General features: G+C 68.1%; 27 protein-coding genes and 1 tRNA gene. 20 read left to right on the top strand and 8 right to left on the bottom strand.

Annotation, left to right across the window (positions count from 1 at the left end; genetic code table 11):
* Nucleotides 1-27: 27 nt before the first annotated feature.
* The 5 genes from DJ019_RS12460 to DJ019_RS12440 all read left to right on the top strand — a co-directional run bounded on the left by DJ019_RS12460 (nucleotide 28) and on the right by DJ019_RS12440 (nucleotide 5,094).
* The gene (locus DJ019_RS12460) at nucleotides 28-1,191 is read left to right on the top strand and encodes a glycosyltransferase family 4 protein (RefSeq protein ID WP_240606467.1); all 1,164 of its coding nucleotides are present in this window, start codon (nucleotides 28-30) and stop codon (nucleotides 1,189-1,191) included.
* Nucleotides 1,191-2,174: a glycosyltransferase family 9 protein gene (locus DJ019_RS12455; protein WP_111276365.1), complete on the top strand. Its 984-nt coding sequence runs from the start codon at nucleotides 1,191-1,193 to the stop codon at nucleotides 2,172-2,174. The genes DJ019_RS12460 and DJ019_RS12455 overlap by 1 nt, the downstream gene beginning before the upstream one ends.
* Before the next feature lie 109 nt (nucleotides 2,175-2,283).
* Nucleotides 2,284-2,805, top strand: a complete 522-nt coding sequence (gene infC / locus DJ019_RS12450) for a translation initiation factor IF-3 (protein ID WP_111276364.1) — start codon at nucleotides 2,284-2,286, stop codon at nucleotides 2,803-2,805.
* A complete protein-coding gene (gene bla, locus DJ019_RS12445) occupies nucleotides 2,802-3,674 on the top strand; it encodes a subclass B3 metallo-beta-lactamase (RefSeq protein ID WP_111276363.1) in 873 nt (290 codons plus the stop codon). Before infC ends, bla begins: the two co-directional genes overlap by 4 nt.
* A gap of 175 nt (nucleotides 3,675-3,849) precedes the next feature.
* Nucleotides 3,850-5,094, top strand: coding sequence for an MFS transporter (locus tag DJ019_RS12440; protein ID WP_111276362.1), 1,245 nt, complete (start codon nucleotides 3,850-3,852; stop codon nucleotides 5,092-5,094).
* A gap of 31 nt (nucleotides 5,095-5,125) precedes the next feature.
* On the opposite strand, the gene DJ019_RS12435 is transcribed toward DJ019_RS12440, so the two are convergent.
* Nucleotides 5,126-5,320: a hypothetical protein gene (locus DJ019_RS12435; protein ID WP_111276361.1), complete on the bottom strand. Its 195-nt coding sequence runs from the start codon at nucleotides 5,318-5,320 to the stop codon at nucleotides 5,126-5,128.
* A gap of 247 nt (nucleotides 5,321-5,567) precedes the next feature.
* On the opposite strand from DJ019_RS12435, the gene rpmI reads away from it, so the two are divergent.
* The 6 genes from rpmI (at nucleotide 5,568) to DJ019_RS12405 (ending at nucleotide 10,686) form a co-directional block, all read left to right on the top strand.
* Nucleotides 5,568-5,768: a 50S ribosomal protein L35 gene (rpmI, locus tag DJ019_RS12430; RefSeq protein WP_111276565.1), complete on the top strand. Its 201-nt coding sequence runs from the start codon at nucleotides 5,568-5,570 to the stop codon at nucleotides 5,766-5,768.
* Nucleotides 5,769-5,781: 13 nt separating this feature from the next.
* Entirely contained in the window at nucleotides 5,782-6,138 is a 357-nt protein-coding gene (rplT, locus tag DJ019_RS12425) for a 50S ribosomal protein L20 (RefSeq protein ID WP_111276360.1), read from the top strand.
* Nucleotides 6,139-6,249: 111 nt separating this feature from the next.
* Nucleotides 6,250-7,359, top strand: a complete 1,110-nt coding sequence (gene pheS, locus DJ019_RS12420) for a phenylalanine--tRNA ligase subunit alpha (protein ID WP_111276359.1) — start codon at nucleotides 6,250-6,252, stop codon at nucleotides 7,357-7,359.
* Nucleotides 7,356-7,763 (top strand): ASCH domain-containing protein, encoded by a 408-nt coding sequence (locus DJ019_RS12415; protein WP_240606466.1) that lies wholly within the window; start codon nucleotides 7,356-7,358, stop codon nucleotides 7,761-7,763. Before pheS ends, DJ019_RS12415 begins: the two co-directional genes overlap by 4 nt.
* Complete coding sequence (gene pheT, locus DJ019_RS12410; protein ID WP_111276358.1) at nucleotides 7,760-10,180, top strand: phenylalanine--tRNA ligase subunit beta; 2,421 nt, start codon at nucleotides 7,760-7,762, stop codon at nucleotides 10,178-10,180. The genes DJ019_RS12415 and pheT overlap by 4 nt, the downstream gene beginning before the upstream one ends.
* A gap of 53 nt (nucleotides 10,181-10,233) precedes the next feature.
* Complete coding sequence (locus DJ019_RS12405; protein WP_111276357.1) at nucleotides 10,234-10,686, top strand: VOC family protein; 453 nt, start codon at nucleotides 10,234-10,236, stop codon at nucleotides 10,684-10,686.
* Nucleotides 10,687-10,692: 6 nt separating this feature from the next.
* On the opposite strand, the gene DJ019_RS12400 is transcribed toward DJ019_RS12405, so the two are convergent.
* A complete protein-coding gene (locus DJ019_RS12400; RefSeq protein WP_111276356.1) occupies nucleotides 10,693-11,343 on the bottom strand; it encodes a DUF1134 domain-containing protein in 651 nt (216 codons plus the stop codon).
* 150 nt (nucleotides 11,344-11,493) lie between these two features.
* Here DJ019_RS12400 and lepA point away from each other — a divergent pair, with 150 nt between their 5' ends.
* The 3 genes from lepA (at nucleotide 11,494) to DJ019_RS12385 (ending at nucleotide 14,902) form a co-directional block, all read left to right on the top strand.
* Nucleotides 11,494-13,299, top strand: a complete 1,806-nt coding sequence (gene lepA, locus DJ019_RS12395) for a translation elongation factor 4 (protein WP_111276355.1) — start codon at nucleotides 11,494-11,496, stop codon at nucleotides 13,297-13,299.
* Between the two features lie 60 nt (nucleotides 13,300-13,359).
* Complete coding sequence (locus DJ019_RS12390) at nucleotides 13,360-13,572, top strand: dodecin (protein WP_111276354.1); 213 nt, start codon at nucleotides 13,360-13,362, stop codon at nucleotides 13,570-13,572.
* 85 nt (nucleotides 13,573-13,657) lie between these two features.
* A complete protein-coding gene (locus tag DJ019_RS12385; RefSeq protein WP_111276353.1) occupies nucleotides 13,658-14,902 on the top strand; it encodes a cytochrome P450 in 1,245 nt (414 codons plus the stop codon).
* Between the two features lie 10 nt (nucleotides 14,903-14,912).
* Here the strand turns inward: DJ019_RS12385 and DJ019_RS12380 are convergent, their stop codons facing one another.
* A complete protein-coding gene (locus DJ019_RS12380) occupies nucleotides 14,913-15,107 on the bottom strand; it encodes a hypothetical protein (protein ID WP_111276352.1) in 195 nt (64 codons plus the stop codon).
* A 238-nt stretch (nucleotides 15,108-15,345) separates the two neighbouring features.
* Here DJ019_RS12380 and DJ019_RS12375 point away from each other — a divergent pair, with 238 nt between their 5' ends.
* From DJ019_RS12375 to DJ019_RS12355, 5 genes are all read left to right on the top strand, one after another.
* Complete coding sequence (locus DJ019_RS12375) at nucleotides 15,346-15,483, top strand: entericidin A/B family lipoprotein (RefSeq protein ID WP_111276351.1); 138 nt, start codon at nucleotides 15,346-15,348, stop codon at nucleotides 15,481-15,483.
* 65 nt (nucleotides 15,484-15,548) lie between these two features.
* Nucleotides 15,549-15,944 carry a DUF983 domain-containing protein gene (locus tag DJ019_RS12370; RefSeq protein ID WP_111276563.1) on the top strand — a complete coding sequence of 132 codons (396 nt, stop codon included), beginning with the start codon at nucleotides 15,549-15,551 and terminating at the stop codon, nucleotides 15,942-15,944.
* Between the two features lie 72 nt (nucleotides 15,945-16,016).
* Nucleotides 16,017-16,175 (top strand): DUF3309 family protein, encoded by a 159-nt coding sequence (locus DJ019_RS12365; protein WP_111276350.1) that lies wholly within the window; start codon nucleotides 16,017-16,019, stop codon nucleotides 16,173-16,175.
* A gap of 86 nt (nucleotides 16,176-16,261) precedes the next feature.
* Nucleotides 16,262-17,605, top strand: a complete 1,344-nt coding sequence (locus DJ019_RS12360) for an MFS transporter (RefSeq protein WP_111276349.1) — start codon at nucleotides 16,262-16,264, stop codon at nucleotides 17,603-17,605.
* Entirely contained in the window at nucleotides 17,606-18,346 is a 741-nt protein-coding gene (locus DJ019_RS12355; protein ID WP_111276348.1) for a DUF599 domain-containing protein, read from the top strand.
* Between the two features lie 9 nt (nucleotides 18,347-18,355).
* On the opposite strand, the gene DJ019_RS12350 is transcribed toward DJ019_RS12355, so the two are convergent.
* Both DJ019_RS12350 and msrA read right to left on the bottom strand, forming a co-directional pair.
* Nucleotides 18,356-18,694 (bottom strand): MmcQ/YjbR family DNA-binding protein, encoded by a 339-nt coding sequence (locus tag DJ019_RS12350; RefSeq protein WP_111276347.1) that lies wholly within the window; start codon nucleotides 18,692-18,694, stop codon nucleotides 18,356-18,358.
* A gap of 7 nt (nucleotides 18,695-18,701) precedes the next feature.
* Nucleotides 18,702-19,355: a peptide-methionine (S)-S-oxide reductase MsrA gene (msrA, locus tag DJ019_RS12345; protein WP_111276346.1), complete on the bottom strand. Its 654-nt coding sequence runs from the start codon at nucleotides 19,353-19,355 to the stop codon at nucleotides 18,702-18,704.
* A 163-nt stretch (nucleotides 19,356-19,518) separates the two neighbouring features.
* Between msrA and DJ019_RS12340 the strand changes: the two genes are divergently transcribed.
* A tRNA-Ser gene (locus tag DJ019_RS12340) sits at nucleotides 19,519-19,608 on the top strand.
* Nucleotides 19,609-19,753: 145 nt separating this feature from the next.
* On the opposite strand, the gene DJ019_RS12335 is transcribed toward DJ019_RS12340, so the two are convergent.
* The 3 genes from DJ019_RS12335 to DJ019_RS20970 all read right to left on the bottom strand — a co-directional run bounded on the left by DJ019_RS12335 (nucleotide 19,754) and on the right by DJ019_RS20970 (nucleotide 22,301).
* Nucleotides 19,754-20,455, bottom strand: coding sequence for a PEPxxWA-CTERM sorting domain-containing protein (locus tag DJ019_RS12335; protein WP_111276345.1), 702 nt, complete (start codon nucleotides 20,453-20,455; stop codon nucleotides 19,754-19,756).
* Between the two features lie 39 nt (nucleotides 20,456-20,494).
* Nucleotides 20,495-21,079, bottom strand: coding sequence for a PEPxxWA-CTERM sorting domain-containing protein (locus DJ019_RS12330; protein ID WP_165843996.1), 585 nt, complete (start codon nucleotides 21,077-21,079; stop codon nucleotides 20,495-20,497).
* A gap of 100 nt (nucleotides 21,080-21,179) precedes the next feature.
* Nucleotides 21,180-22,301, bottom strand: coding sequence for a helix-turn-helix transcriptional regulator (locus tag DJ019_RS20970; RefSeq protein ID WP_165843995.1), 1,122 nt, complete (start codon nucleotides 22,299-22,301; stop codon nucleotides 21,180-21,182).
* Nucleotides 22,302-22,522 lie beyond the last annotated feature (221 nt).

The raw sequence follows: 22,522 nt of genomic DNA, 5'->3' as shown, positions 1-22,522 counted from the left end.
GGGGGCAACTCAGTTTAGAGAAGGCGCGTGACCTTACCCCCCGACTTCACCCTGCTGCAGGTCATCCCCGAGCTGGAGACCGGCGGCGCGGAGCAGAGCACCATCGACGTAGCCCAGGCCGTCGTCCGCGCGGGCGGGACGGCGCTGGTGGCGACGCGCGGCGGCCGCATGGTCGCGCGGCTGGAAGCCGACGGCGGTCGGCTGGCCCAGATGCCGGTCCAGACCAAGAACCCTCTGGTGATGCTGGGCAACGCCGCCCGCCTCGTCGCCCTGATCCGGCAGGAGAAGGTGTCGATCGTGCACGCGCGCAGCCGGGCGCCGGCCTTTTCCGCGCTTTGGGCGGCGCATGCCACGGGCACCCCGTTCGTCGCCACCTACCACGGCGTCTACAAGGCCCAGTCCCGGCTGAAGCGCTGGTACAACGCGGTCATGACGCGGGGCGACCTGGTCATCGCCAACTCGGACTACACGCGGGACCACGTGCTCGCGGAACACCACATCGACCCCGCGAAACTGGTGACGATCCCCCGCGGCGTCGACTTCGAACGCTTCGACCCGGCGTTCGTCACCCAGGATCGGGTGGAAACCCTCCGCACGGCCTGGGGGATCGCGCCCGACGACCCGCGCACACGCATCCTGCTGGCTGGTCGCCTCACGCGCATCAAGGGACACCTGACCATCGTCGATGCGGCCCGCCGCATGGCGGCTGAAGGACGGCGAGACTTCCTCATCCTCTTCGCTGGCGATGACCAGGGTCGAACGGGCTATGCGGCGGAGGTGCAGAGCGCCATCGATGAGGCCGGGCTCTCCGACGCGGTCCGGATCGTCGGCCATTGCGACGACATGCCGGCGGCCTATCTGCTGGCCGATGTGGCGATTCTGCCGACCACTGTGCCCGAGAGCTTCGGCCGCGCCGCCGTCGAGCCCCAGGCCATGGGCCGCCCGGTTATCGCTTCCAACCATGGCGGCGTGACCGAGACGGTGGTCGAGGGGCAGACGGGCTGGCTGACCTCGGTGGAGGATCCCGAGGCCTGGGCCAAGGCGATGGCCCGCGCCATAGACCTGGGCGCCGGCAAGCGCCGGGAGATGGGCGAGATGGGGCGCCGCCGCGTGCGCCAGCTCTATTCGTCGGACGCAATGTGCGCCCAGACCCTGGCAGCCTACGAACGCGTGCTGGAGGCTCGCCGCTGATGCCCCGGCACATCGAACGCATCCTGGTGATCAAGCTGTCGGCGCTGGGCGATTTCGTCCTGGCGCTGGCGGCGATGAAGCAGATCCGCGCGGCCCACCCCAAGGCGCACATCACGCTCCTGACGACGCCGCCCTTCGAGGCGCTGGCGAAGATCTGCCCCTACTTCAACGCGGTGGACACCGGCGGGCGGCCCGAAGGATTCACGCAGTGGATGGCGCTCCGGCGACGCATCAGGAGCGCCAGCTACGATCGCGTCTACGATCTGCAGACGTCGTCTCACTCCAACCGGATCTTCCAGGCCCTGCGCCCGGCGCCGCCGCCGTGGTCGGGCATCGCCCTCGGCTGCTCGATGCCGCACCGGAACCCGCTGCGGAACGGCATGCACACGCTGGAGCGGCAGGCGGACCAGCTCATGTACGCCGGCATCTGGCCCGACGCGCCCACCGAACCGGGCTCGGCGCCACCGCCGGACCTCTCGTGGGTGATGAAGGCGGCTCCCCCGGAACGGCCGGTTCCCGGCGCCAACAAGCCCCGCCCCTATGTGATGTTCGTGCCCGGCGGCTCGGCCCACCGTCCCGAGAAGCGCTGGCCGGTGGAGAAATATTCCGAGCTGGCGCGGATCCTGTATGGCCGCGGCTTCGATATCGTCGTGATCGGCGGTCCGCAGGAGACCGAACTAGCCCACGCGATCCAGCGCAGCGTGCCACGGGCCCGCGACCTCACCGGCCGCACCGACTTTGCGATGATCGCCCGGCTCGGCGCCAAGGCTGCGCTCGCCGTCGGAAACGACACCGGCCCGCTGCACCTCGCAGCCGCCGGCGGGGCGCCGACGATCGTGCTGTTCTCCAAGGCCTCGGACCCCGCCCTGTCCGCGCCGCGCGGGCGTGTGGCGATCCTGCGATCCGAAAACCTCGCCGAACTGCCTGTGGCGCAAGTGGCGCAGGCAGCAAACTCGTTGGCTCCGCCCGTCAGCGCGCCTTGATACGGGCGGAAGCCCGCGTCATATACTCGATGCCGATGACCGGAGCGCTTCCCGCGCCCCGGCGTTTTCCCGTTTCAACTACCTAGGAGCCCTGCCTATTCGCCGCCCCATGCAAGCGCCGCCCGTCAAGGAAGGGCCGCGCATGAACGAAGAAATCCGCGTCCCCCGAGTCCTCCTCATCGATCAGCACGGTGAGAAGCAAGGGGTCATGCCGACCTCCGCCGCCATCGAAGCCGCCCAGGAGGCGGGCCTCGATCTCGTGGAGATTGTGCCCAACGCGGATCCGCCCGTCTGTAAGATCCTGGACTACGGCAAGTTCAAGTTCCAGGAACAGAAGAAGAAGAACGAGGCGCGAAAGCGGCAGAAGGTGGTGGAGATCAAGGAGATCAAGCTCCGCCCCAACATCGACACGCACGACTACGAGACTAAGGCGAAGTCGATGCACCGCTTCTTCGAGGAAGGCGACAAGGTGAAGATCACCCTACGCTTCCGCGGACGCGAGCTGGCCCACCCGGAACTGGGGATGAAACTGCTCCAGAAGGTGAAGGCCGACTTCGAGCCCGTCGCCAAGGTGGAGTACGAGCCCCGCATGGAGGGCCGTCAGATGATCATGATCCTGGCGCCGCGGTGAGCCTGGCGAGATCCGGAATTCTGGGAGCGGCCGTCCTCTGGGCGGCCGCTTTCGTTTGTCCGGCCTCGGCGGCCGACGACAAGGACCCGTGGAACAATCCCCATCCGCCCTTCAAGATGGGCGAGGGACTCTACTATGTCGGATCGAACGACTACGCCGCCTATCTGGTCGTCACCCGCGCGGGGCTGATCGTGCTCGACGGCGGCGACGCCGAGACCGGCAAGCAGATCGTCGCCAACATCCGCACTCTGGGCTTCGACCCCGGCAAGGTGAAGGTGCTGCTGAACAGCCACCAGCACTTCGACCACGCCGCGGGCCTCGCCGAGATCAAGCGCGCGGCGCCGGGCGCCAGGCTGTACGCCAGCGCCGCCGACGGCCCGGTGATCGCGGCCGGCGGCCGGGGGGATCCGTTCCTGAAGGGCGAGCGCTTCTACTACGAGCCGGTGAAGCCCGACGTGATCCTGAAGGATGGGCAAAAGGTCAGCCTGGGCGGCTGGACCCTGACCGCCCACGTCACCGGCGGCCATACGGCAGGCTGCACGACATGGACCTTCCCGGTGACGGTGGCGGGCAGGGTCCGCCAGGCCCTCGTCCATTGCTCTGCGACGGTGCTGCCGGGCTACAAGCTCGGCAAGGTCGAAACCTATCCCGGCATTACGGCCGCCTTCGAGAAGAGCTTCGCCACCTGGAAGGCGCTGCCGTGCGAGATGTTCCTCGCCTCCCACGCCCGGTTCATCGGCCTCGACGCCAAGCTCAAGGCGTTGGAGGCCGGGAAGGCCGACGCCTTCGTGGATCCGGAAGGCTGCCGGGCCTTCATCGACCGCGGCGAGGCGGCCTTCCGCGCCGAGCTGAAGCGACAGAACCCATAGGCGCTACCGTCATGGCCGGCCTTGCGCCGGCCACCCCTATGCGCTGAGGCCGGCTCTATCGCTGTAGCCGCACGTGAGGCCCACCTGTGGCGCGGGCCCCACGCACCGGCGCGATCGGCCACACCGCGCCTTCGAAGGCTTGCTCCCGGAAACGGGCGCACCTAACACCGTTCACATGTCCACCTCACCGCCACGGGAGGCGACGCCGCCGCCGTGGGCGGCGCTGTCCCTCATCGGGATCATCTTCCTCAACATGCTGGGCTTCGGGATCATCGTCCCGTTGCTGCCCTTCTATGCGAAGTCGTTCGACGCGCCGGCCTGGCAGATCGCGCTGATCTTCTCGGCGTTCTCGGTCGGCACATTTTTCGGCGAACCCTTCTGGGGCCGGCTGTCGGACAAATACGGCCGCAAGCCCCTGCTGATCATGACCATCGCGGCGAATGGCCTCTGCTACCTGGCCCTGGCCTTCGCGCCCAACGCCTGGGCCGCGTTCTTCATCCGGCTCCTCGGCGGCCTGTTCTCGGGCAACGGCTCGATCATCCAGGGCTACATCGCCGACGTGACGACGCCCGAGCGCCGCACCCGGTCGATGAGCTGGATGGGCGCGGCCTGGAACGTCGGCCTGATCGTCGGCCCCTTCCTCGGCGGCGTGTTCGCCAAGCCGTCGCTGGGGCACGTGGGCTTCCAGCTGCCGCTGTTCATGTCCGCCGCGCTGTTTGGCTCCTCGGCGCTCGCCATCGCCCTGTTCATCCGCGAGAGCCGCCAGCGCGACCTCAGCAACACCCACCGGCCGAACCGCTGGGCCGCCACGGGCGAGGCCGTACGCCACCCGATCATCGGCCGGCTGATGCTGGTGACCTTCCTGGTGGGGTTCGCCTTCACCGGCGTGGAGTCGATCTTCGGACTCTGGGCGCAGGCGCGCTACGGCTGGGGCCCGCGCGAGATCGGGTGGGCCTTCATGTTCGTGGGCGTGGCCTCGGCGATCACCCAGCTCGGGCTGACCGCGCCCCTGTCGGAGAAATTCGGACAGGCGACCATGCTGGCCATCGGCATGGCGATCACCGTCATCTGCCTGGCCCTCCAGCCGTTCTCGACCAGCGGCGCCATGACGATCGCCCTCATGAGCCTCTCGGCCGTCGGGCAGTCGGTGGCCTGGCCCAACGTCAGCGCCCTGATCTCAGAGACGGCCGACCCTCATCGCCAGGGCCAGATCCTTGGCCTCAACAACGCCACCGGCGCCCTGGCCCGCGTGGTCGGCCCGCTGTGCGCCAGCGTGAGCTTCGACCAGATCACCATCCACGGCCCCTTCATCCAGGGCGCGCTCGCGGTGACGCCGGCGATCCTGCTGGCCGTGGCCGCGGGCCGGCGGGCCCAGGTCTGGCGGCAGGCGGACGCGGCCTCCGTGGACCGGCCGAGCTGACGCCTCCCCCGGCCCCGAAGGTGAAGTCGCGTCAGACCTGGATGTCGACGACCAGGCCCTTGCGGGCGTCCTTCGCCGACTGGGCGGCGATGGCCGTGGCGGTCAGCTCCGCGCCCTTCTGGGCGTTTCGTTCGGCGATCTTGGCATCCGCCTCAGCACGAACCGGTTGAATGGGTGCGGCAGGGGGTTGCGACGCAATCGACGCCGCGGAACTGACGCTGGACATATCTTGTCTCCTCGGGCCGCAGTTCGGCGGCCTGTGCGACAATCCTGTAGCTCGCCTTGGGTAACCGATCTTCAAGGGATGGGGTAAATCCCGGGAAAGCATGAAGCGGCCGCCTCACACGGCTGGCGCCTTGCATTTCCCCGCCCTTTCGCGTACTAGCCCGCCCCTTCGGAACCGCCTGGCCCAAGGCATGCCATGGCGGTTCATCAACACGACAGAGGACGGGACCTTCGGGCCCCGACGTGAAATGCCCAAACTGAAGACCAAGTCGGGCGTGAAGAAGCGCTTCAAGCTGACGGCGTCTGGCAAGCTGAAGGCCGGCGTCGCCGGCAAGCGCCACCGCCTCATCAGCCACAACGCCAAGTACATCCGTCAGAACCGCGGCACCAAGGTGATGAGCGAAGCTGATACCAAGATCATCAAGCTTTGGCTCCCCTACGGCCTCTAAGGAGAACTGACAGATGGCTCGCGTGAAACGGGGCGTTGTCGCCCACGCCAAGCACAAGAAGGTTCTCGAGCAAGCCAAGGGCTTCTACGGGCGCCGCAAGAACACCATCCGCGCCGCCAAGGCGGCCGTGGACAAGGCCGGCCAGTACGCCTACCGCGACCGCAAGGTCCGCAAGCGCATGTTCCGCTCGCTGTGGATCCAACGGATCAACGCCGCGGCGCGTCTGGAAGGCTTCACCTACTCGCAGTTTATCCACGGCCTTGAGAAGGCCGGGATCGAAATGGACCGCAAGGTCCTCGCCGACGTCGCCGGCGCCGATCCGGTTGCTTTCAAGGCCATCGCCGACAAGGTTCGCGCCGCGCTGGCCTAAAGGCTTCGGATCGCTTGATCCCTACGCTTTGAAGAGCCCTCCGGCCGAACCGCCGGAGGGCTTTTTGCTGCCTTCCGCTCATGACCGTCCTCCTCTAGAGCAGACCCCCTCATGACCGACTATTCCGAACTCGCGCGCACGCTCGACGAGCGCATCGCCGCCGCGACCGACCTGGCCGCGCTGGAAGCCATCCGGGTCGAGGCCCTGGGCAAGACCGGCTCGATCTCCGAGCTCCTGAAGTCGCTGGGCAAGATGAGCCCCGACGAGAGGCGCGAGCAGGGCCCGAAGATCAACGGTCTGCGCGACGGCGTCGCCGCCCACATCGCCCGCCGCAAGGCGGCGCTGGAGCAGGCCGAACTGGACGCCAGGCTGGCCTCGGAGCGGGTCGACCTATCGCTACCGCCGCCGCCCGAGCGTCGCGGCCGCGTCCACCCCACCATGCAGGTGCTGGACGAGATGATCGCCGTCTTCGCCGACATGGGCTTCGCCCTCGCCGAAGGCCCGGACATCGAGGACGACTTCCACAACTTCACCGCCCTCAACTTCCCGCCCAAGCACCCGGCGCGGGAGATGCACGACACCTTCTGGCTGCCCGAGGACGCGAACGGCGAGCGCAAGGTGCTGCGCACCCACACCAGCCCGGTGCAGGTGCGGGTCATGCAGCGGCTGAACGACAAGCTGCCGTCCTGGATCGCCAACGGGCAGGAGCCGCCGATCCGCGTGATCGTGCCGGGCCGCACCTATCGCTCGGACAGCGACGCCACGCACACGCCGATGTTCCACCAACTCGAAGGCCTGGTGATCGACCGCAACATCCACATGGGCCACCTCAAGTGGACCCTGGACCAGTTCATCGCCCGCTACTTCGAGACGCCTGTGGTGGAGTCCCGCTTCCGCCCGCACCACTTCCCGTTCACCGAGCCCAGCGCCGAGATGGACGTGAAGTGCGACCGCTCGGGCGGCGGGGTGAAGATCGGCGAGGGCTCCGACTGGATGGAGATCGTCGGCTGCGGGATGGTGCACCCGAACGTGCTCCGGAACTGCGGCCTGGATCCCGACGAGTGGCAGGGCTTCGCGTTCGGCTTCGGCGTCGACCGCCTGGGGATGCTGAAGTACGGCATGCCCGACCTGCGCGACATGTTCGCGGGCGACGTCCGCTGGCTGGAGCACTACGGCTTCTCCGCCTTCCAGGCGCCGAACCCGGCGACGGGGCTGTCGTGACCACCGCCGTCCAGGACTGGCGATCGCTGGAGACCTTCGCCTTCGGCGACAGCCCGGAGATGGCGGACAGGCTGCTCGGCTTCGTGCTGGCGGGCGCCAAGACGGCCACCTGCTGGTCGATCGCCGACGGTCAGCAGACCCACGTCGGCAAGCGGATGGTCGCCAAGGACGGGGCCGGAACCCCTCGCGCGGTCATCGAGACCGTGTCGCTGGAGCAGATGCGCTTCTGCGACGTGCCGTGGTCGTTCGCCGAGGCCGAGGGCGAAGGCGATGTCTGCCTGGAAGACTGGCGCGACGGCCACGAGGCCTATTTCACCCGCAACGGCGGCTTCTCGCCCGACATGATGCTCTGGTGCGAGCGGTTCCGCCTTATCGAGACGATCGGCGAAGGAGCCGAGCAATGAAGTTCACCCTCTCCTGGCTCAAGGATCACCTGGAGACCAACGCCACCGTCGACCAGGTCGTCGAGGCGATGACCATGGCCGGCCTCGAGGTCGAGCACGTCGACGATCCGGCGACCAAGCTCGCCGCGTTCTCGGTCGCCAGGATCGTGGAGGCCGTGCAGCACCCCAACGCCGACAAGCTGCGGGTCTGCCAGGTCGAGACGAAGGACGGCCGGCTGGAGATCGTCTGTGGCGCCCCCAACGCGCGGGCGGGCCTGACGACGATCTACGCCCCGCTCGGGGCGTATGTGCCCGGCAGCGGGATCACCCTGGAGGCCCGGCCGGTGCGCGGCGTGGTGTCCAACGGCATGCTGTGCTCGGCCCGCGAGCTCGAAGTCGCCGAGGAGTCCGACGGCATCGTCGAGCTGGATGACGCCCTGGCAGTGGGAACCAGCGCCGCCGAGGCGTTCGGCTTGGAGGCGGTCATCGACTTCGAGGTCACGCCCAACCGGCCCGACTGGCTGGGCGTTCGCGGCATCGCTCGCGACCTGGCCGCCGCGGGCCTCGGCACGCTGAAGCCCGACCCGGTCGAGGCGGTGAAGGGCGGCTATCCCTGCCCCGTCGAGATCAGGGTCGACGGCGACGCCTGTCCGGTGTTCGCCGGCCGGCTGATCAAAGGCGTCAAGAATGGCCCGTCGCCGGCGTGGCTGCAGCAGCGGCTGACGTCCATCGGCCTGCGCCCGATCAACGCCCTGGTCGATGTGACGAACTACATCACCTACGACCGCGGCCGCCCGCTGCACGTCTATGACCGCGCCAAGATGGTCGGCGACGTGATCGAGGCCCGCCTGGGCCGCGGCAAGGCCGAGGCCGGCAGCGGCGAGCCCTCGCCGGCCGAGCATCACGACGAGCAGCTCATCGCCCTCGACGGCAAGACCTACGACCTCTCCTCCGAGATGTCGGTGATCTCCGACGCAAACGGCGAGCGGCCGATCGGCATCGGCGGCGTCATGGGCGGCGAGTCCACGGGCTGTTCCGACGAGACCGTGGACGTCTTCGTCGAGTGCGCCTGGTTCGACCCGATCCGCACCGCTCAGACCGGCCGGACGACGGGCATCAATTCGGACGCCCAGTATAGGTTCGCGCGCGGCGTGGACCCGGAGTCTGTCGCCCCTGGCATCGAGCAGGCGACGCGAATGATCCTCGACCTCTGCGGCGGGGAGCCGTCGGAGGTGAAGGTCGCCGGCAAGGCCCCCGCGCCGCCGGCGCCGGTGGCGTTCGACCGGGCCTACGTCAAGAAGCTGTCGGGCCTCGACGTCTCGGACGCCAGGATCGACGAGATCCTGGACAAGCTGGGCTTCAAGGTCGAGGCCGGAAAGGTCACGCCGCCGTCCTGGCGTCGCGACGTGGAAGGCAAGGCCGACCTCGTCGAGGAGGTGGCGCGGATCGAGGGCTTCGGCGCCCTGCCGTCCACACCGCTGCCCGAGATCGCCCGTCCGCCGGGCGGGGCGCTGACCGTGCGCCAGCGCCGCATCCGCGACGCCCGCCGGCTGATGGCCGCGCGCGGCTACGCCGAGGCCGTGACCTGGAGCTTCACGCGCCGGGAGTGGGCCGAGATGTTGGGCGGCGGCCAGCCCGAGCTGGTGCTGAGCAACCCGATCGCCGCCGAGCTGTCGACCATGCGGCCCTCGGCCCTGGCCAACCTGATCGACGCGGCCGCGCGCAACGCCCGCAAGGGCTTCCCCGACGCAGCCCTGTTCGAGATCGGCCCCAATTTCCGTGGCGACCAGCCGGCCGACCAGTGGACGGCAGTTACCGGTCTGCTCGCCCCGCACGCGCCTAAGCATTGGACGAAGGCCGGCGGCGATCCGCTGTTCGAGCTCAAGGCCGACCTGCTCGCCCTGCTGGACGAGGTGGGCGCGCCCACGCTGCAGGTGGTCCAGGGCCAGAACGCGGGCTGGTGGCATCCCGGCCGCTCGGCCCGCCTGCAGCTCGGTCCGAAGGTGGTGATCGCCGAGTTCGGCGAGCTGCACCCCAGCGTGCTGAAGGCCATCGACGCCGAGGGCCCCATGCTGGCCTTCGAGGTCAACCTCGACGCGATCCCCGAGCCCAAGAAGAAGGGCGTGAAGACCAAGGCGGCGCTGGAGCTTTCGCCCCTGATGCCGCTGCGGCGCGACTTCGCCTTCCTGGTGGCCGCCGGCACTCCGGCCGGCGACCTGGTCCGGCCGATCCTGGGCGCGGACAAGGCCCTGATCGCCGATGCGCGGGTCTTCGACGTCTACGCCGGAACCGGCGTGCCCGACGGGATGAAGTCGGTGGCCGTCGAGGTGGTCGTGCAGCCGCGGGAGAAGACGCTCACGGACGGCGAAATCGAAGGTCTGTCGAACCGCATCGTGGCCGCGGCCGAGAAGGCGGCGGGCGCGAAGCTGCGGGGCTGAGTTCCGGCGGCGCCTGTTGACTGACGTCGCGTGGCGTCGGCTGACTGGCGCCTATGGAAGTCAACGGCGTCGCCCATACCTTCATCACGGCGGGGGATTTCGAAGCCTCGGTCGCCTTCTATCGCAAACTGCTGCCCTTCCTGGGCATGCGCGAAGTCGCGGACAGTCCGGACACCTACTACTGTGTGGGCGGCCGGACGGGCTTCGGAATCCGACGACCAGATCCCGAGCACGCCGGCGCGCGCTTCGTGCAGTTCAGGGTGGGATTGCACCACCACTGCTGGCGGGCCCGCTCGCGGGAGGACGTCGACGACCTCCACGCCTTCCTGCTGCAGATCGGCGCCAAGATCGTCCATCCGCCGCAGGACGAGCCCTGGGCGCCCGGATACTATGCCGTGCTGTTCGAGGATCCGGACGGGGTCAGGCTTGAGCTGAACCACGTGCCGGGCCGCGGCCTGTTCGACACCGCCACCCAGCGCGTGGGCGCGTCGCTGGACGATCGCTGAGCCGGCCTAGAACGGGATGATGCTGCGCTTGCGGGTGTAGGCTAGGTAGCCGACGTTCGCGCCCAGGCGCAGGCCGACGCCGGCGCGGATCGGCGCGAGGGTGATGTCCTCGGCCTTCTGATAATTCACGCCCAGGCCGCCCACGAGGTAGGCCGAGCCCTCCACGCCGGGGAACCGCTGGAAGATCATCTCCGGGACGTGGAGGTTGTAGCAGAGGGTGAAGACGCGGCTGGCGTTGCCGCCCCAGTCCCACCCCACCGACGGCCCCTGCCAGAACACTTCGATCGGCTGGCGGTCCTTCATGTAAAGCAGGCCACGGCCATAGCGCAGGCCGATCACAAACGAGCCCGAGCCCTCCTCGCCGGCGATATAGGCCGTGGGCCGGCCGTTCTTGGCGAAGACGCGCTCGACGGCGGCGCCGGCGGACTCGGCGGTCACGCCGAGGAAGTCCGACACGCCGGAGACGATCTCGTCCTGGCTGTAGGTGGAAGAGCCCGGCGCGCCGGTCGGCCCGGCCGAAGGATAGGCGGGCGTGGTGTTGGGCGTCGGCGGCCCCTCGGCGGGCGGCAGCGGCTGGGACTGCACCGTCTGGGCGCGGACCAGCGACGGGGCGCCGAGGGCGACGATGCCCGAAGCGATGAGTTTGCGTCGATCCATGGGCGCTTCTCGCCTCCAGTTGCCGTGAATCAGGGTCCGCCCAGCGCCCCTGCATGGCGGCGTCAGCCTTAACGGTGGATTAACCACGATCCGCGGCGACAAAGGGGCCGCCTATGTTGCGGCCGCGAATGTGCTAGAGGGGCGCGCAAGATGACCACGCCTCTCGACAAGATCCGCAACTTCTCGATCGTCGCCCACATCGACCACGGCAAGTCCACGCTCTCGGATCGCCTGATCCAGGAGACGGGGGCGCTGACCGCGCGCGAGATGTCCGAGCAGGTGCTCGACAACATGGACATCGAGCGCGAGCGCGGCATCACCATCAAGGCCCAGACCGTCCGCCTGCACTACAAGGCCGACGACGGCGAGACCTACGTCCTCAACCTGATGGACACGCCCGGCCACGTCGACTTCGCCTACGAGGTCAGCCGCAGCCTGGCCGCCTGCGAGGGCTCGATCCTGGTGGTGGACGCCTCGCAGGGCGTCGAGGCCCAGACCCTGGCCAACGTCTACCAGGCCATCGACAACAACCACGAGATCGTGCCGGTCCTGAACAAGATCGACCTGCCGGCCGCCGAACCCGACCGGGTGCGCCAGCAGATCGAGGACGTGATCGGCCTGGACGCATCCGACGCGGTCGTCTGCTCGGCCAAGTCGGGGGTCGGCATCCACGATGTGCTGGAAGCGATCGTGACCCGCCTGCCGCCGCCGAAGGGCGACCGCGACGCGCCGCTGAAAGCCCTGCTGGTCGACGCCTGGTACGACCAGTACCTGGGCGTGGTGGTGCTGGTCCGCGTCTTCGACGGCGTGCTGAAGGTGGGCCAGAAGGTCAAGATGATGCAGACCGGCGCCCAGTACCAGATCGACCGTCTGGGGGTGTTCCGGCCCAAGCAGACCGACATGGCCGAGCTGGGCCCCGGCGAGGTCGGCTACATCACCGCCTCGATCAAGGAAGTCGCCCACGCCGCCGTCGGCGACACCATCACCGACGAGAAGAAGCCCACCGACAAGCCGCTGGCCGGCTTCCGCGAGGTGCAGCCGGTGGTGTTCTGCGGCCTGTTCCCGGTGGACGCCGCCGACTTCGAGGACCTGCGCGCCGCCATCGGCCGCCTGCGCCTGAACGACGCCAGCTTCACCTACGAGATGGAGACCAGCGCGGCGCTCGGCTTCGGCTTCCGCTGCGGCTTCCTGGGGCTGCTGCACCTGGAGATCATCCAGGAGCGCCTCTCCCGCGAGTTCGACCTCGACCTGATCGCGACCGCCCCCTCGGTGGTCTACCGCGTGAAGCTGACCAATGGCGACGAGATCGAACTGCACAACCCGGCCGACCTGCCCGACCCGGTGAAGATCGACTCCATCGCCGAGCCCTGGATCAAGGCGACCATCTTCACCCCCGACGAATACCTCGGCTCGATCATCAAGCTGTGCCAGGACCGCCGGGGCGTGCAGCGCGAGCTCAGCTACGTCGGCAACCGCGCGATGGTGGTCTACGACCTGCCGCTCAACGAGGTGGTGTTCGACTTCTACGACCGCCTGAAGTCGATCTCTAAGGGCTACGCCAGCTTCGACTATTCGATCGAGGAATACCGGGTCGGCGACCTGGTGAAGATGTCGATCCTGGTCAACGCCGAGCCGGTGGACGCCCTGTCCATGCTGGTGCACCGCGACCGGGCCGAGACCCGCGGCCGGGGCATGGTGGAGAAGATGAAGGAACTCATCCCGCCGCACATGTTCCAGATTCCGATCCAGGCGGCGATCGGCGGCCGGATCATCGCCCGCGAGACCGTCCGCGCCCTGCGCAAGGACGTGACGGCCAAGTGCTACGGCGGCGACGCCACCCGCAAGCGCAAGCTCCTCGACAAGCAGAAGGAGGGCAAGAAGCGCATGCGCCAGTTCGGCAAGGTGGAGATCCCGCAGGAAGCCTTCATCGCCGCGCTGAAGATGGACGCGGACTGACGTCGGGAACCACCAGGAGATTGAGCGCTTCCTCTCGCAGAGACTCGGAGAGGACCGCCCATGACCAAGGACCAGACCTACGGCGTCAGCGAGATCGTCGGCACGTCGCAGACCTCGATCGACGACGCCATCCGCCAGGCGATCGCCAAGGCGAGCGAGAACCGCCGCCAGATCCGCTGGTTCGAGGTCATCGAGACCCGTGGCCACGTGGAGGACGGCAAGGTGGCCCACTTCCAGGTCGCGGTGAAGCTCGGCTACGCGCTCGAGGACTGAGCCGCATCACTCAAGCCTGTTGAATCCCGTCCTCCCAGGCGTAGGCTGCTCCCAAAGATAACAACGATAACTCTGGGAGGATCGGATGGACGGCAACGCAGGGCTGGCGCCCGGCGCCGAGGTGTGGTCGCTGCCGCTGGAGTCGCTGGACCCCAGCCAGGCCGAGCTGTTCCAGTCGGGCGCGCACCACGAGTGGTTTCGCCGGCTGCGCAAGGAAGCGCCGGTCCACTACACCCGCGAGAGCATGTTCGGGCCCTACTGGTCGATCACCCGCTTCGAAGACATCGTGGCCGTGGACACCAACCACGAGGTCTTCTCGTCCAACCGCGACATCGTCATCGGCGACAACCCGGAGGGGTTCGCCCCGCCGATGTTCATCGCCATGGATCCGCCAGTGCACGACGTGCAGCGCAAGGTCGCCTCGCCGGCCGTGGCGCCGAAGCGGCTGGCCGACCTGGAGTTGCTGATCCGCGAGCGCGTGGGCGTGATCCTCGACGGCCTGCCGGTCGGCGAGACGTTCAACTGGGTCGACCGGGTCTCCATCGAGCTGACCACCCAGATGCTGGCGACGCTGTTCGACTTCCCGTGGGAGGATCGCCGGCTGCTGCCCTACTGGTCCGACGTGACCACCACGTCCGAGACCGTGGGCGTCCAGGCCGACATGGCCGAGCGGGAGCGGATCCTGGGCGAGTGTCTGGCCTACTTCACGCGCCTCTGGCATGAGCGCGCCGCCCTGCCGCCGAAGTTCGACTTCATCTCATTGTTGGCGCATTCGCCCGAGACGAAGGACATGGTCGACGATCCCATGCAGTTCCTGGGCAACCTGATGCTGCTGATCGTCGGCGGCAACGACACCACGCGCAATTCGATCAGCGGCGGCGTCCTGGCCCTGAACATGTTCCCGGCCGAGTACGAGAAGCTGAAGGCCGACCCGTCGCTGGTCCCCTCACTGGTGCCCGAGATCATCCGCTGGCAGACGCCGCTTGCCCACATGCGGCGCACCGCGACACGGGACGTCGAGTTCCAGGGCCAGACCATCCGCAAGGGCGACCGGGTGGTGATGTGGTACGCCTCGGGCAACCGCGACGAGACCGTGATCGCCGAGCCGGACCGCTTCATCATCGACCGCGAGCGGCCGCGCCATCACATGTCGTTCGGCTTCGGCATACACCGCTGCATGGGCAATCGCGTGGCGGAGCTGCAGCTCCGGATCCTCTGGGAAGAGATCCTGAAGCGCTTCCGCCACGTGGAGGTGGTGGGCGAACCCGTGCGGGTGCTGTCGAACTTCGTGCAGGGCTACACCGACCTGCCGGTGCGCCTGCACGCCTAGAGGGCTCAGCTCAGAGCTGGTTGAACTCGCCGCAGCGGCACTTCACGACCACGTCGTTGAGGAACGAGCGGTCGGCGCGGAGCAGTTCCTGGCCGCAGCCGCCGCAGGCGAAACGCGAGCCGCCCTCTTCGCGCGGGGCTTCGTCGGCGGTGAGCAGCTTACGCTGACCGACGAACAGGCCGGGGAAGGTACGCAACTCGATCATCACACTGCTCCGGAATGGGCCACAGCGGGCCCGGGTACGCTTCGCACTGCAAAATCCATTCTACGAATTTTTGTTGCGGCGCAATGACGCTCACGACGGAATCGCTTGCGGTGTAAGCGATTCATCCTCTGGGGCGCCCAGACGCCGGGCTTTTGCAGTGCAGCCACGTTGTCGCCGCAAGCTTGACGACAAAGGCGGCGCAGGGAACGTCAGGACGTTCGATTCAGAAAGGTTCGCCATGCGCAAGCTCATCGTCCTCGCCGCGGCCGCAGCCGCCGTCATGGTGTCGGGCTGCAACACGATTTCCGGGCTCGGCAAGGACGCCCAGGCCGCCGGCCGTGCGGTCACTGGCGCGGCCGAGGACGCCAAGCGATAGGCCGATCGGCGCCGCGACGATGCGGCGCCCTTCCTATCCTCGGCTCAAAGGCGCATATGGCCCGCATGGCCGAAATTGCTTACCCCCTGTTTCGCTCCATCAAGCGCGGGCTGGCCCATCGCTGTCCCTGCTGCGGCAAGGGCGGCCTCTTCAGCCGCTACCTCAAGGTCGAGCCGACCTGCGGGTCCTGTGGTCATTCGCTGACGCAGTACCCCGCCGACGACGGCCCGGCCTACGTGACCATCCTCCTGACCGGCCACCTCATCGTCGCGCCGATGCTGCTCTTCCCGATCGTTTGGGAGGCGAACCCCCTCTATTCCGTGCCGCTGATCCTGACGGTGCTGGCGGTGCTGATGCTGCTGGCCCTGCCGCGTGTGAAGGGCGGCTGGATCGGCCTGATGTACGCCCTGCAGGTCACCGACCGGAACCAGCGGCTGCATACCGCCGACGCCGCCGACTGAGGTTCCTCGGAACCCCGGCTTGGCCGCGCACGTTCGGCACGGTCGAGGTCGGGGGACTGGAGGAGAGCGGCTATGTCCCTCGGGACCATTCTGATCATCATCCTGATCCTGTTGCTGATCGGGGCGCTGCCCACCTGGGGCCATTCGCGGAGCTGGGGCTACTTCCCGAGCGGCGGCCTTGGCCTGGTGCTGATCATCATCATCATTCTGGTCGTGATGGGCCGGATATGACGGGCCGGCCTGCCTGGCCGGAAACCATTCACACTTTGGCCTGAGGCGCTCTAGCATCCCCCCGCGAAGCAAGCGGGGGAGGATGCATGACGGCGACGGAAACAGGGGCTGACTCCCAGGTCCCGCCCGAACTGCTGAAGCCGGGCCTCACGGCCGGCCAGCGGTTCAGGGCGATCCTGGGCGGTTCGTCCGGCAACCTTGTGGAGTGGTACGACTGGTTCGTCTACTCGGTCTTCGCCGTCTATTTTTCCCGCCACTTCTTCCCCGGCGATGACGACCTGGCCGGCCTGCTGAAGACGATGGCGGTCTTCGCGGTGGGCTTCTTCGCCCGCCCCCTCGGCGCCTGGCTGATGGGCCTCTACGCCGACCGCGCCGGACGCCGCACGGCCCTCACCGCCGCCGTCTCGCTGATGTGCGGCGGGTCGCTGATCATCGCCGTTCTGCCCGGCTACGAGACCATCGGTATAGCCGCGCCGATCCTCCTCGTGGTCGCCCGCATCCTCCAGGGCCTTTCGGTCGGCGGGGAATACGGCGCCAGCGCCACCTACCTTTCCGAGATGGCCGGACGCCGCCGGCGGGGCTTCTGGTCCAGCTTCCAGTTCGTGACCATGGTGCTGGGGCAACTGATCGCCCTAGGCGTCCTGTCGCTGATGCAGGCGCTGTTGCCTCGCCCGGAACTGGAGGCCTGGGGATGGCGGATTCCCTTCCTCATCGGCGCGGCCATGGCCGTGGTGGTGTTCTGGATCCGCAGCCGTATGGACGAAAGCCAATCCTACGAGAACGCCAAGGCCTCCGGGGCCGAGCGGGCGCGGACCATGATGCTGTTCCTGCACTATCCGAAGCAGACCCTGACCATCTTCGGCTTCACCGCCGGCGGCTCGCTCGCCTTCTACGCCTTCACCACCTACATGCCGAAGTTCCTGACCGCGAAGGACCACGCGGCCTACTTCTCCGATTCCATGGCCACCGCGATCACCGCCGGGGGGCTGGTGGTGTACCTCTTCGCCCTGCCGCTCTTCGGCTGGCTGAGCGACCACATGGGCCGCAAGGCGACGCTCTGGATCGCCTTCGGCGGCGGGGCGCTGGCGACCTATCCGGTGATGACGACGCTCGCGGCCACCGACAACGCCTGGCTCGCCTTCGCCCTCGTCTCGCTGATGATCTTCCTGATGTCGGGCTACAACGCCGTGAGCGCGGTGGTGAAGGCCGAGCTGTTCCCCGCCAACATCCGGGCGCTGGGCGTGGCCCTGCCCTATGGCCTCAGCGCCGCCATCTTCGGCGGCACGGCGGAGGCGATGGCGCTCTGGTTCAAGAGCATCGGCGCCGAGAGCGGCTTCTACATCTATGTGGCCGGCGCCATGGCGATCGCGTTCCTGATCGTCTTCCTCTTGCCCGACACCCGTAAGCACAGCCTGATCCTCGAGGACTGAGTGGAGCCCGCCGACCTCATCGCCCTGGCCGTCTTCGCCGTCGCCTGGGTCTTCTACGAGCCGCTGCTCACGGCGGTTGGAAAGCGCCGGGGCGGCGTACTCAACACGGACATGACGGTCATCCGGGGCGGCTGGATGACCGTGATGACCGGGCGCGAGTCACGGCTGATGGATGGCCAGCTCCTGGGCCACGCCCTCAACTCGGCGTCGTTCTTCGCCTCATCCAACCTGGTGCTCATCGCCGCCACGACCGGGGCGCTCTTCGGCGGGGAAAGCACCTTTCGCTCGGTCTCGGCGCTACAGGTCGTGGAAACCTCCTCCCGCCTGCTGTTCGAGATCCAACTCGCCCTGGTCCTCCTGACGCTGGCGCGCGGGCTGCTCGATTTCATCTGGTCGATCCGCCAGCTCAACTACTGCCTGGCCGCCATGGGCGCGACGCCGGAGCCGCTGGCCGAGGCCGAACGGCCGGTGTTCGGCGCGGTGCTGGCCCGGCTGCTCAACCCGGCGCTGGGCTCGTTCAATTCCGGTATCCGCGGCTACTACTTCGCCCTGGCCGCGGCCGCCTGGCTGTTTGGCCCCTGGGCTTTCATGGCGACCACCGTCGGCGCCGTGGGCCTGCTGCTCTGGCGTCAGCGACAATCGCCGGCCGCCACGGCGATCCATGAGTTCCGCAAGCTGATCGAAGCCCGCGCGCCGTCGGTCCCGGCCGATCGGCCGCCTCCAGGCCGGCAGGCGGGTTAGCGCCCTCTTTTACAGGCCCAGCTCCGCACGCACCTTGCGGGTCAGCTTGGCCGCGATCAGGCTGTGCGCGGTGGCGAGCCAGCCGCTGGCGTCCTCACGGTCAAGGTCGTCCAGGTCGACCAGCACCCACTGCCCCTTGGCGAAATAGGGCGCCTGGCGGGCGGGGCCGCCGTCCTCTGTCAGCACGACAAAGCCGATCTCGCTGACCTTGAAGGCCAGCCCGCCCTGGAGGCCGCACACGGCGAACACCTTCCCGCCCACCTTGTAGACGTCCGAGCCGCCCCACTGGACGACCTTGGTGGCCGCGGGCAGCGCCAGCGCGCAGGCCTCGATCTCCTCGCGCGTCATCCCGGGGCTAGGCTTGGACGCCGACGCCGATCGGACAGGTCACGCCCGTGCCGCCGATCCCGCAGTAGCCCTGCGGGTTCTTGGCCAGGTACTGCTGGTGATAGTCCTCGGCGAAGTAGAAGGGCGCCGCAGGCTGGATCTCGGTGGTGATCCGGCCGAAGCCGCGCTTGGCCAGTTCCGCCTGATAGGCCTCGCGCGACGCCTCGGCCGCGGCGGCCTGGGCGTCGTGCGTGGGATAGAGGCCCGACCGGTACTGGGTGCCGATGTCGTTCCCCTGGCGCATCCCCTGGGTCGGGTCGTGGTTCTCCCAGAACACCCTCAACAGGTCGGCGTAGGTGACGACCTTGGGATCGAAGACCACCAGCACCGACTCGGTGTGGCCGGTGCGGCCCGAGCAGACTTCCTCATAGGTGGCGTTGGGCGTCAGCCCCTGCTGGTAGCCGACCGCGGTCACCCACACGCCGGGAACCTGCCAGAAGACCCGCTCCACGCCCCAGAAGCAGCCCATGGCGAGGTAGGCGACCTCCAGGCCTTCCGGATACGGTCCCTTCAGCGGCCGGCCGTTGACGAAGTGCGTCTCGGCGGTCGGGATCGCGTGCGCGCGACCCGGCAGGGCGGTCTCGGCGGTCGGCAGGTCGAGGGGCTTCTTGGCGAACAGCATGGCGATCTCCGGATCGGACGGCCCCTGAAGATAGGCGCAGATGCGCGCCTGCGCACCCGCCGACGCGCCGCGTTCGAAGCGCGACCATCCAGCGCTTGCTCCGGGGGACGTCCTGACTATATTGCGCGCCTTCCGCCGGGACCCCACTCGTCCCGCGCGGCGTGGAGAGGTGGCCGAGTGGTTGAAGGCGCACGCCTGGAACGCGTGTATAGGTGAAAGCCTATCGAGGGTTCGAATCCCTCTCTCTCCGCCATTCATTCCTGCTGAATCTAGTCGAATTCCCGCGCCGCACGGTCGATGGCGCCGCGCAGCCGTCGTGCGCGCCGCGACTGGCCCTTCGCTCAGATGGCGGAAGGCGCGCTATCGGCTGGTGGCGGCGCGCGCCCCGTTCGGCCCGGTCAGGCGCAGACCGCCCGGCCAGCCCGCCGCAGCATCGCGCCCGCTGCGGCGAACCCCAGGATCATCAGCGCCCAGACGCCCGGTTCCGGGACGGCGCGAACGCCTTCGATCACGACATCATCGACGTTCCAGCTCGTCACGACATAGGCGGCGGGGGACAGCACCTCGTATCCGAAGCGGTAGCGGAAATCCGCATTCGCATAGGCGGAGACATCGAAGGACTGAAGGGTCCACTCGCTGTCTCGCGGCTGTTCACCCGGCACGTTCATATCCACAAGACCACGCCAGACCGCGCCGTCGAACACCTCGACCGTGTCCCGGATGTAGGGAAGGTAGTCGGTATTCAGAAAACGCCAGAATGAGAACGTGACGTCGGAATAGCCCGACAGATCGATCACTCCGCTGGTGAGATATCCGGGTTCGGCCCCCTGCACATAGACGAGATAGCCGAGCCCGTTCCCAACCCCCGCCAGCATGTTGTCGTCCGTGGGCGTGTGATCCTCGGTCGGATCGGGATTCCCGATGGCCGGCGCCTGAGGAATGTCCGACGGCCAGGCAGGCCCGATGGACCAGAAGCCAGTCATCGTGAAGCTGGAGATGTCGCCGGCGAAATCGGTCTCGTGCACGACCGTCGCCGCGAAGGCCTGAGTAGCCGCGATGGACATGGCCGCGCCAACCACGCTCGCCTGAATTTTCTTCATTCCGCCCTCCGTGGCAGGCCGCTGGTGGTCATGATCGATTCAGGCCGGAGACCCCGATCTCAGCCAACCCCGCGTCAGGCGACCACCCTTGCGCCGCAGCATGGCGCCGGCGCCGCCGAAGCCGAGGATCATCAGCGCCCAGGCGCCCGGCTCTGGCACGGCGGCTGCCGCGACCGTGACCTCGCGCATCGCAAGGCGGCCATTCTCGCCGGTAGCCAGCACACGGCCGGCGAACCCCGTCTGGGTGTGGTCGAAGAAGGGGTTGCCGAGCGCCAGGTCGAAAAGAAGGTAGAAGTCGTTGGTCGCGGCGTTGAGTCCATCGATCCCGTTGGCGAGCCCACCCAGCTCGAAGACGACGAACGGGCCGATGGTCGCGCTGCGGATGCCGGTGTTGGCGGTGGTGAACGTCGTCGAGCCGATGGCGAAATCCACCGCCTCCAGCGTCGCCGCAAGGCTCACGTCGTCGAACGAGAACCGGAAGCTGCCCGCGTGCTGCGGCGTCAACGCCCCGGGGGTGTTCGCCGTGAACTCGAAGGCCTTGACCACGGTCGCGGCCGACGCAGGCATGGCGAAGGCGGATACCGCCAGGAACGCGGCGGCGACCGCGGGAATTCTGAACCTCATACGCCCCTCCAGACACTCGGGCCCATCCCTAGATGTCGGCGCGAGGTCCCGCGTCCACCATCCGTTTACCCGTGGAGACGCGCGGCCGCCGACGATGGACCTAGCCGGGCAGGGTGAAGCGATGGGCCAGGAGGCAGAGCGCCGGAAAGCCCTGAGCGCCCGTCTTTTCATAGATTCGGTGAAGGTGCGTCCGCGCCGTGGCCTGAGCCATGCCGAGACGCGCCCCAAGGTTGGTGAGGTCGGCATGGGCGAAGGCGTCCGACATCACCCGAAGTTCGGTCGGCGTCAGTCCGTAGAGCCGCCCGAAGCTGGCAAAGGCGACCTGCGCCGGCTCGTCCACCCGCAGCACATAGACAGCATCGGCCACGCTGGGCCCGGCATCGAGATCTCCGAACGGATCGCGCGGGAGAGGCTGGGCCACGCAGAGCAGCGTCAGCGGCCCGTCACCCTCACGCGAAAGCTCGACGGCGACCGGCGATCCGCCGCGAACCGCTTCCCGAACGGCCGCCCCGAATGCGCGCGCGCCTCCCGCCTGCCCCAGCGCCTGTCCGGCCTGGATCCCGGTGAGCGCCTCGGTCCGCGGGTCGACATCGAGGATCCGCAGGTCGGCATCCAGAAGGATCAGGCCGTTGCGGGCGCCCGCACAGATGCGCCGGTAACCGGCCAGGAGGTTTTCCTGCCGGACCAGCCGGGCCTGGACCATGACCGCCCGCCGCAGGTGCGGGACGAGTTCCCGGAACGCCTCGATCTCCGCGGCCGAGAAGGGCGGCGCCTCCCCGGTTCGGACGACCGACAGCGTCGCCGACATCTGCGCCTGCTTGATGAGATTGGTCGCCAGGTTATCCACCACACGCTGGGGGGCGAGCCATTCCCGGTAGAAGATACTGCCCTGCACCTCTGGCGACTGCAGGACGTCATAGGCGGGCATCACCACGCCCTCGTCGGCCGCCAGCAGCGTGGGCCTCATCACGTCGTGGGCGGCATAGGTCTCCATGTAGCTCTGGAGAAACGCCGGGTCGTTGCCGACCTCCACCTCAAATCGCGTTTGATTGGCCACGTCGATCCAGCCGAGGAAGCCCGACTGCGCCCGCATGGCCCCAAGGATATTGCTGAGCAGCCCCGGAAAGCGCTCGCGGCTGAACGCCGCCTCGTAAATGTCCTCGACCTCGATCACCGGCGCCCCCGCACCATCCTGATGGGCCAGGCATTGCGGGCCGAGCATCGGCCGGAACGACTGTCCGTCTCTGCCCTCGCCAAGCCGGCGATGACCGCCCGCGAAGCTGTGAGCCCCGCTCAGCTACCCAAATTCCCCATGTGAAGTCCAACCCCAGAAACCAAGAAGCCCCGGCCGAGGTGTGACGTCCTCGAACCGGGGCCATGGGTCTCGTGCCAGCGACTGGAGAGCCGACGCGGGTTGAGTGGCGCGTAGTGCGCCGGACGCGG

The organism is Phenylobacterium kunshanense, from assembly GCF_003254525.1.
GTDB lineage: Bacteria > Pseudomonadota > Alphaproteobacteria > Caulobacterales > Caulobacteraceae > Phenylobacterium > Phenylobacterium kunshanense.
This window is presented reverse-complemented; position numbering and strand designations above follow the sequence as displayed.

What these genes read in the sequence shown, in the direction of transcription:
- DJ019_RS12435 (WP_111276361.1), bottom strand. Translation starts at nt 5,320, where the DNA reads ATGTCCAGCGTCAGTTCCGCGGCGTCGATTGCGTCGCAACCCCCTGCC.
- DJ019_RS12385 (WP_111276353.1), top strand. Translation starts at nt 13,658, where the DNA reads ATGGACGGCAACGCAGGGCTGGCGCCCGGCGCCGAGGTGTGGTCGCTG.
- DJ019_RS12455 (WP_111276365.1), top strand. Translation starts at nt 1,191, where the DNA reads ATGCCCCGGCACATCGAACGCATCCTGGTGATCAAGCTGTCGGCGCTG.
- pheS (WP_111276359.1), top strand. Translation starts at nt 6,250, where the DNA reads ATGACCGACTATTCCGAACTCGCGCGCACGCTCGACGAGCGCATCGCC.
- infC (WP_111276364.1), top strand. Translation starts at nt 2,284, where the DNA reads ATGCAAGCGCCGCCCGTCAAGGAAGGGCCGCGCATGAACGAAGAAATC.
- DJ019_RS12370 (WP_111276563.1), top strand. Translation starts at nt 15,549, where the DNA reads ATGGCCGAAATTGCTTACCCCCTGTTTCGCTCCATCAAGCGCGGGCTG.
- lepA (WP_111276355.1), top strand. Translation starts at nt 11,494, where the DNA reads ATGACCACGCCTCTCGACAAGATCCGCAACTTCTCGATCGTCGCCCAC.
- DJ019_RS12335 (WP_111276345.1), bottom strand. Translation starts at nt 20,455, where the DNA reads ATGAAGAAAATTCAGGCGAGCGTGGTTGGCGCGGCCATGTCCATCGCG.
- msrA (WP_111276346.1), bottom strand. Translation starts at nt 19,355, where the DNA reads ATGCTGTTCGCCAAGAAGCCCCTCGACCTGCCGACCGCCGAGACCGCC.
- DJ019_RS12400 (WP_111276356.1), bottom strand. Translation starts at nt 11,343, where the DNA reads ATGGATCGACGCAAACTCATCGCTTCGGGCATCGTCGCCCTCGGCGCC.
- DJ019_RS12360 (WP_111276349.1), top strand. Translation starts at nt 16,262, where the DNA reads ATGACGGCGACGGAAACAGGGGCTGACTCCCAGGTCCCGCCCGAACTG.
- DJ019_RS12380 (WP_111276352.1), bottom strand. Translation starts at nt 15,107, where the DNA reads ATGATCGAGTTGCGTACCTTCCCCGGCCTGTTCGTCGGTCAGCGTAAG.
- DJ019_RS12390 (WP_111276354.1), top strand. Translation starts at nt 13,360, where the DNA reads ATGACCAAGGACCAGACCTACGGCGTCAGCGAGATCGTCGGCACGTCG.
- DJ019_RS12350 (WP_111276347.1), bottom strand. Translation starts at nt 18,694, where the DNA reads ATGACGCGCGAGGAGATCGAGGCCTGCGCGCTGGCGCTGCCCGCGGCC.
- rplT (WP_111276360.1), top strand. Translation starts at nt 5,782, where the DNA reads ATGGCTCGCGTGAAACGGGGCGTTGTCGCCCACGCCAAGCACAAGAAG.
- DJ019_RS12405 (WP_111276357.1), top strand. Translation starts at nt 10,234, where the DNA reads ATGGAAGTCAACGGCGTCGCCCATACCTTCATCACGGCGGGGGATTTC.
- DJ019_RS12375 (WP_111276351.1), top strand. Translation starts at nt 15,346, where the DNA reads ATGCGCAAGCTCATCGTCCTCGCCGCGGCCGCAGCCGCCGTCATGGTG.
- pheT (WP_111276358.1), top strand. Translation starts at nt 7,760, where the DNA reads ATGAAGTTCACCCTCTCCTGGCTCAAGGATCACCTGGAGACCAACGCC.
- DJ019_RS20970 (WP_165843995.1), bottom strand. Translation starts at nt 22,301, where the DNA reads ATGCTCGGCCCGCAATGCCTGGCCCATCAGGATGGTGCGGGGGCGCCG.
- DJ019_RS12365 (WP_111276350.1), top strand. Translation starts at nt 16,017, where the DNA reads ATGTCCCTCGGGACCATTCTGATCATCATCCTGATCCTGTTGCTGATC.
- rpmI (WP_111276565.1), top strand. Translation starts at nt 5,568, where the DNA reads ATGCCCAAACTGAAGACCAAGTCGGGCGTGAAGAAGCGCTTCAAGCTG.
- DJ019_RS12440 (WP_111276362.1), top strand. Translation starts at nt 3,850, where the DNA reads ATGTCCACCTCACCGCCACGGGAGGCGACGCCGCCGCCGTGGGCGGCG.
- DJ019_RS12330 (WP_165843996.1), bottom strand. Translation starts at nt 21,079, where the DNA reads ATGAGGTTCAGAATTCCCGCGGTCGCCGCCGCGTTCCTGGCGGTATCC.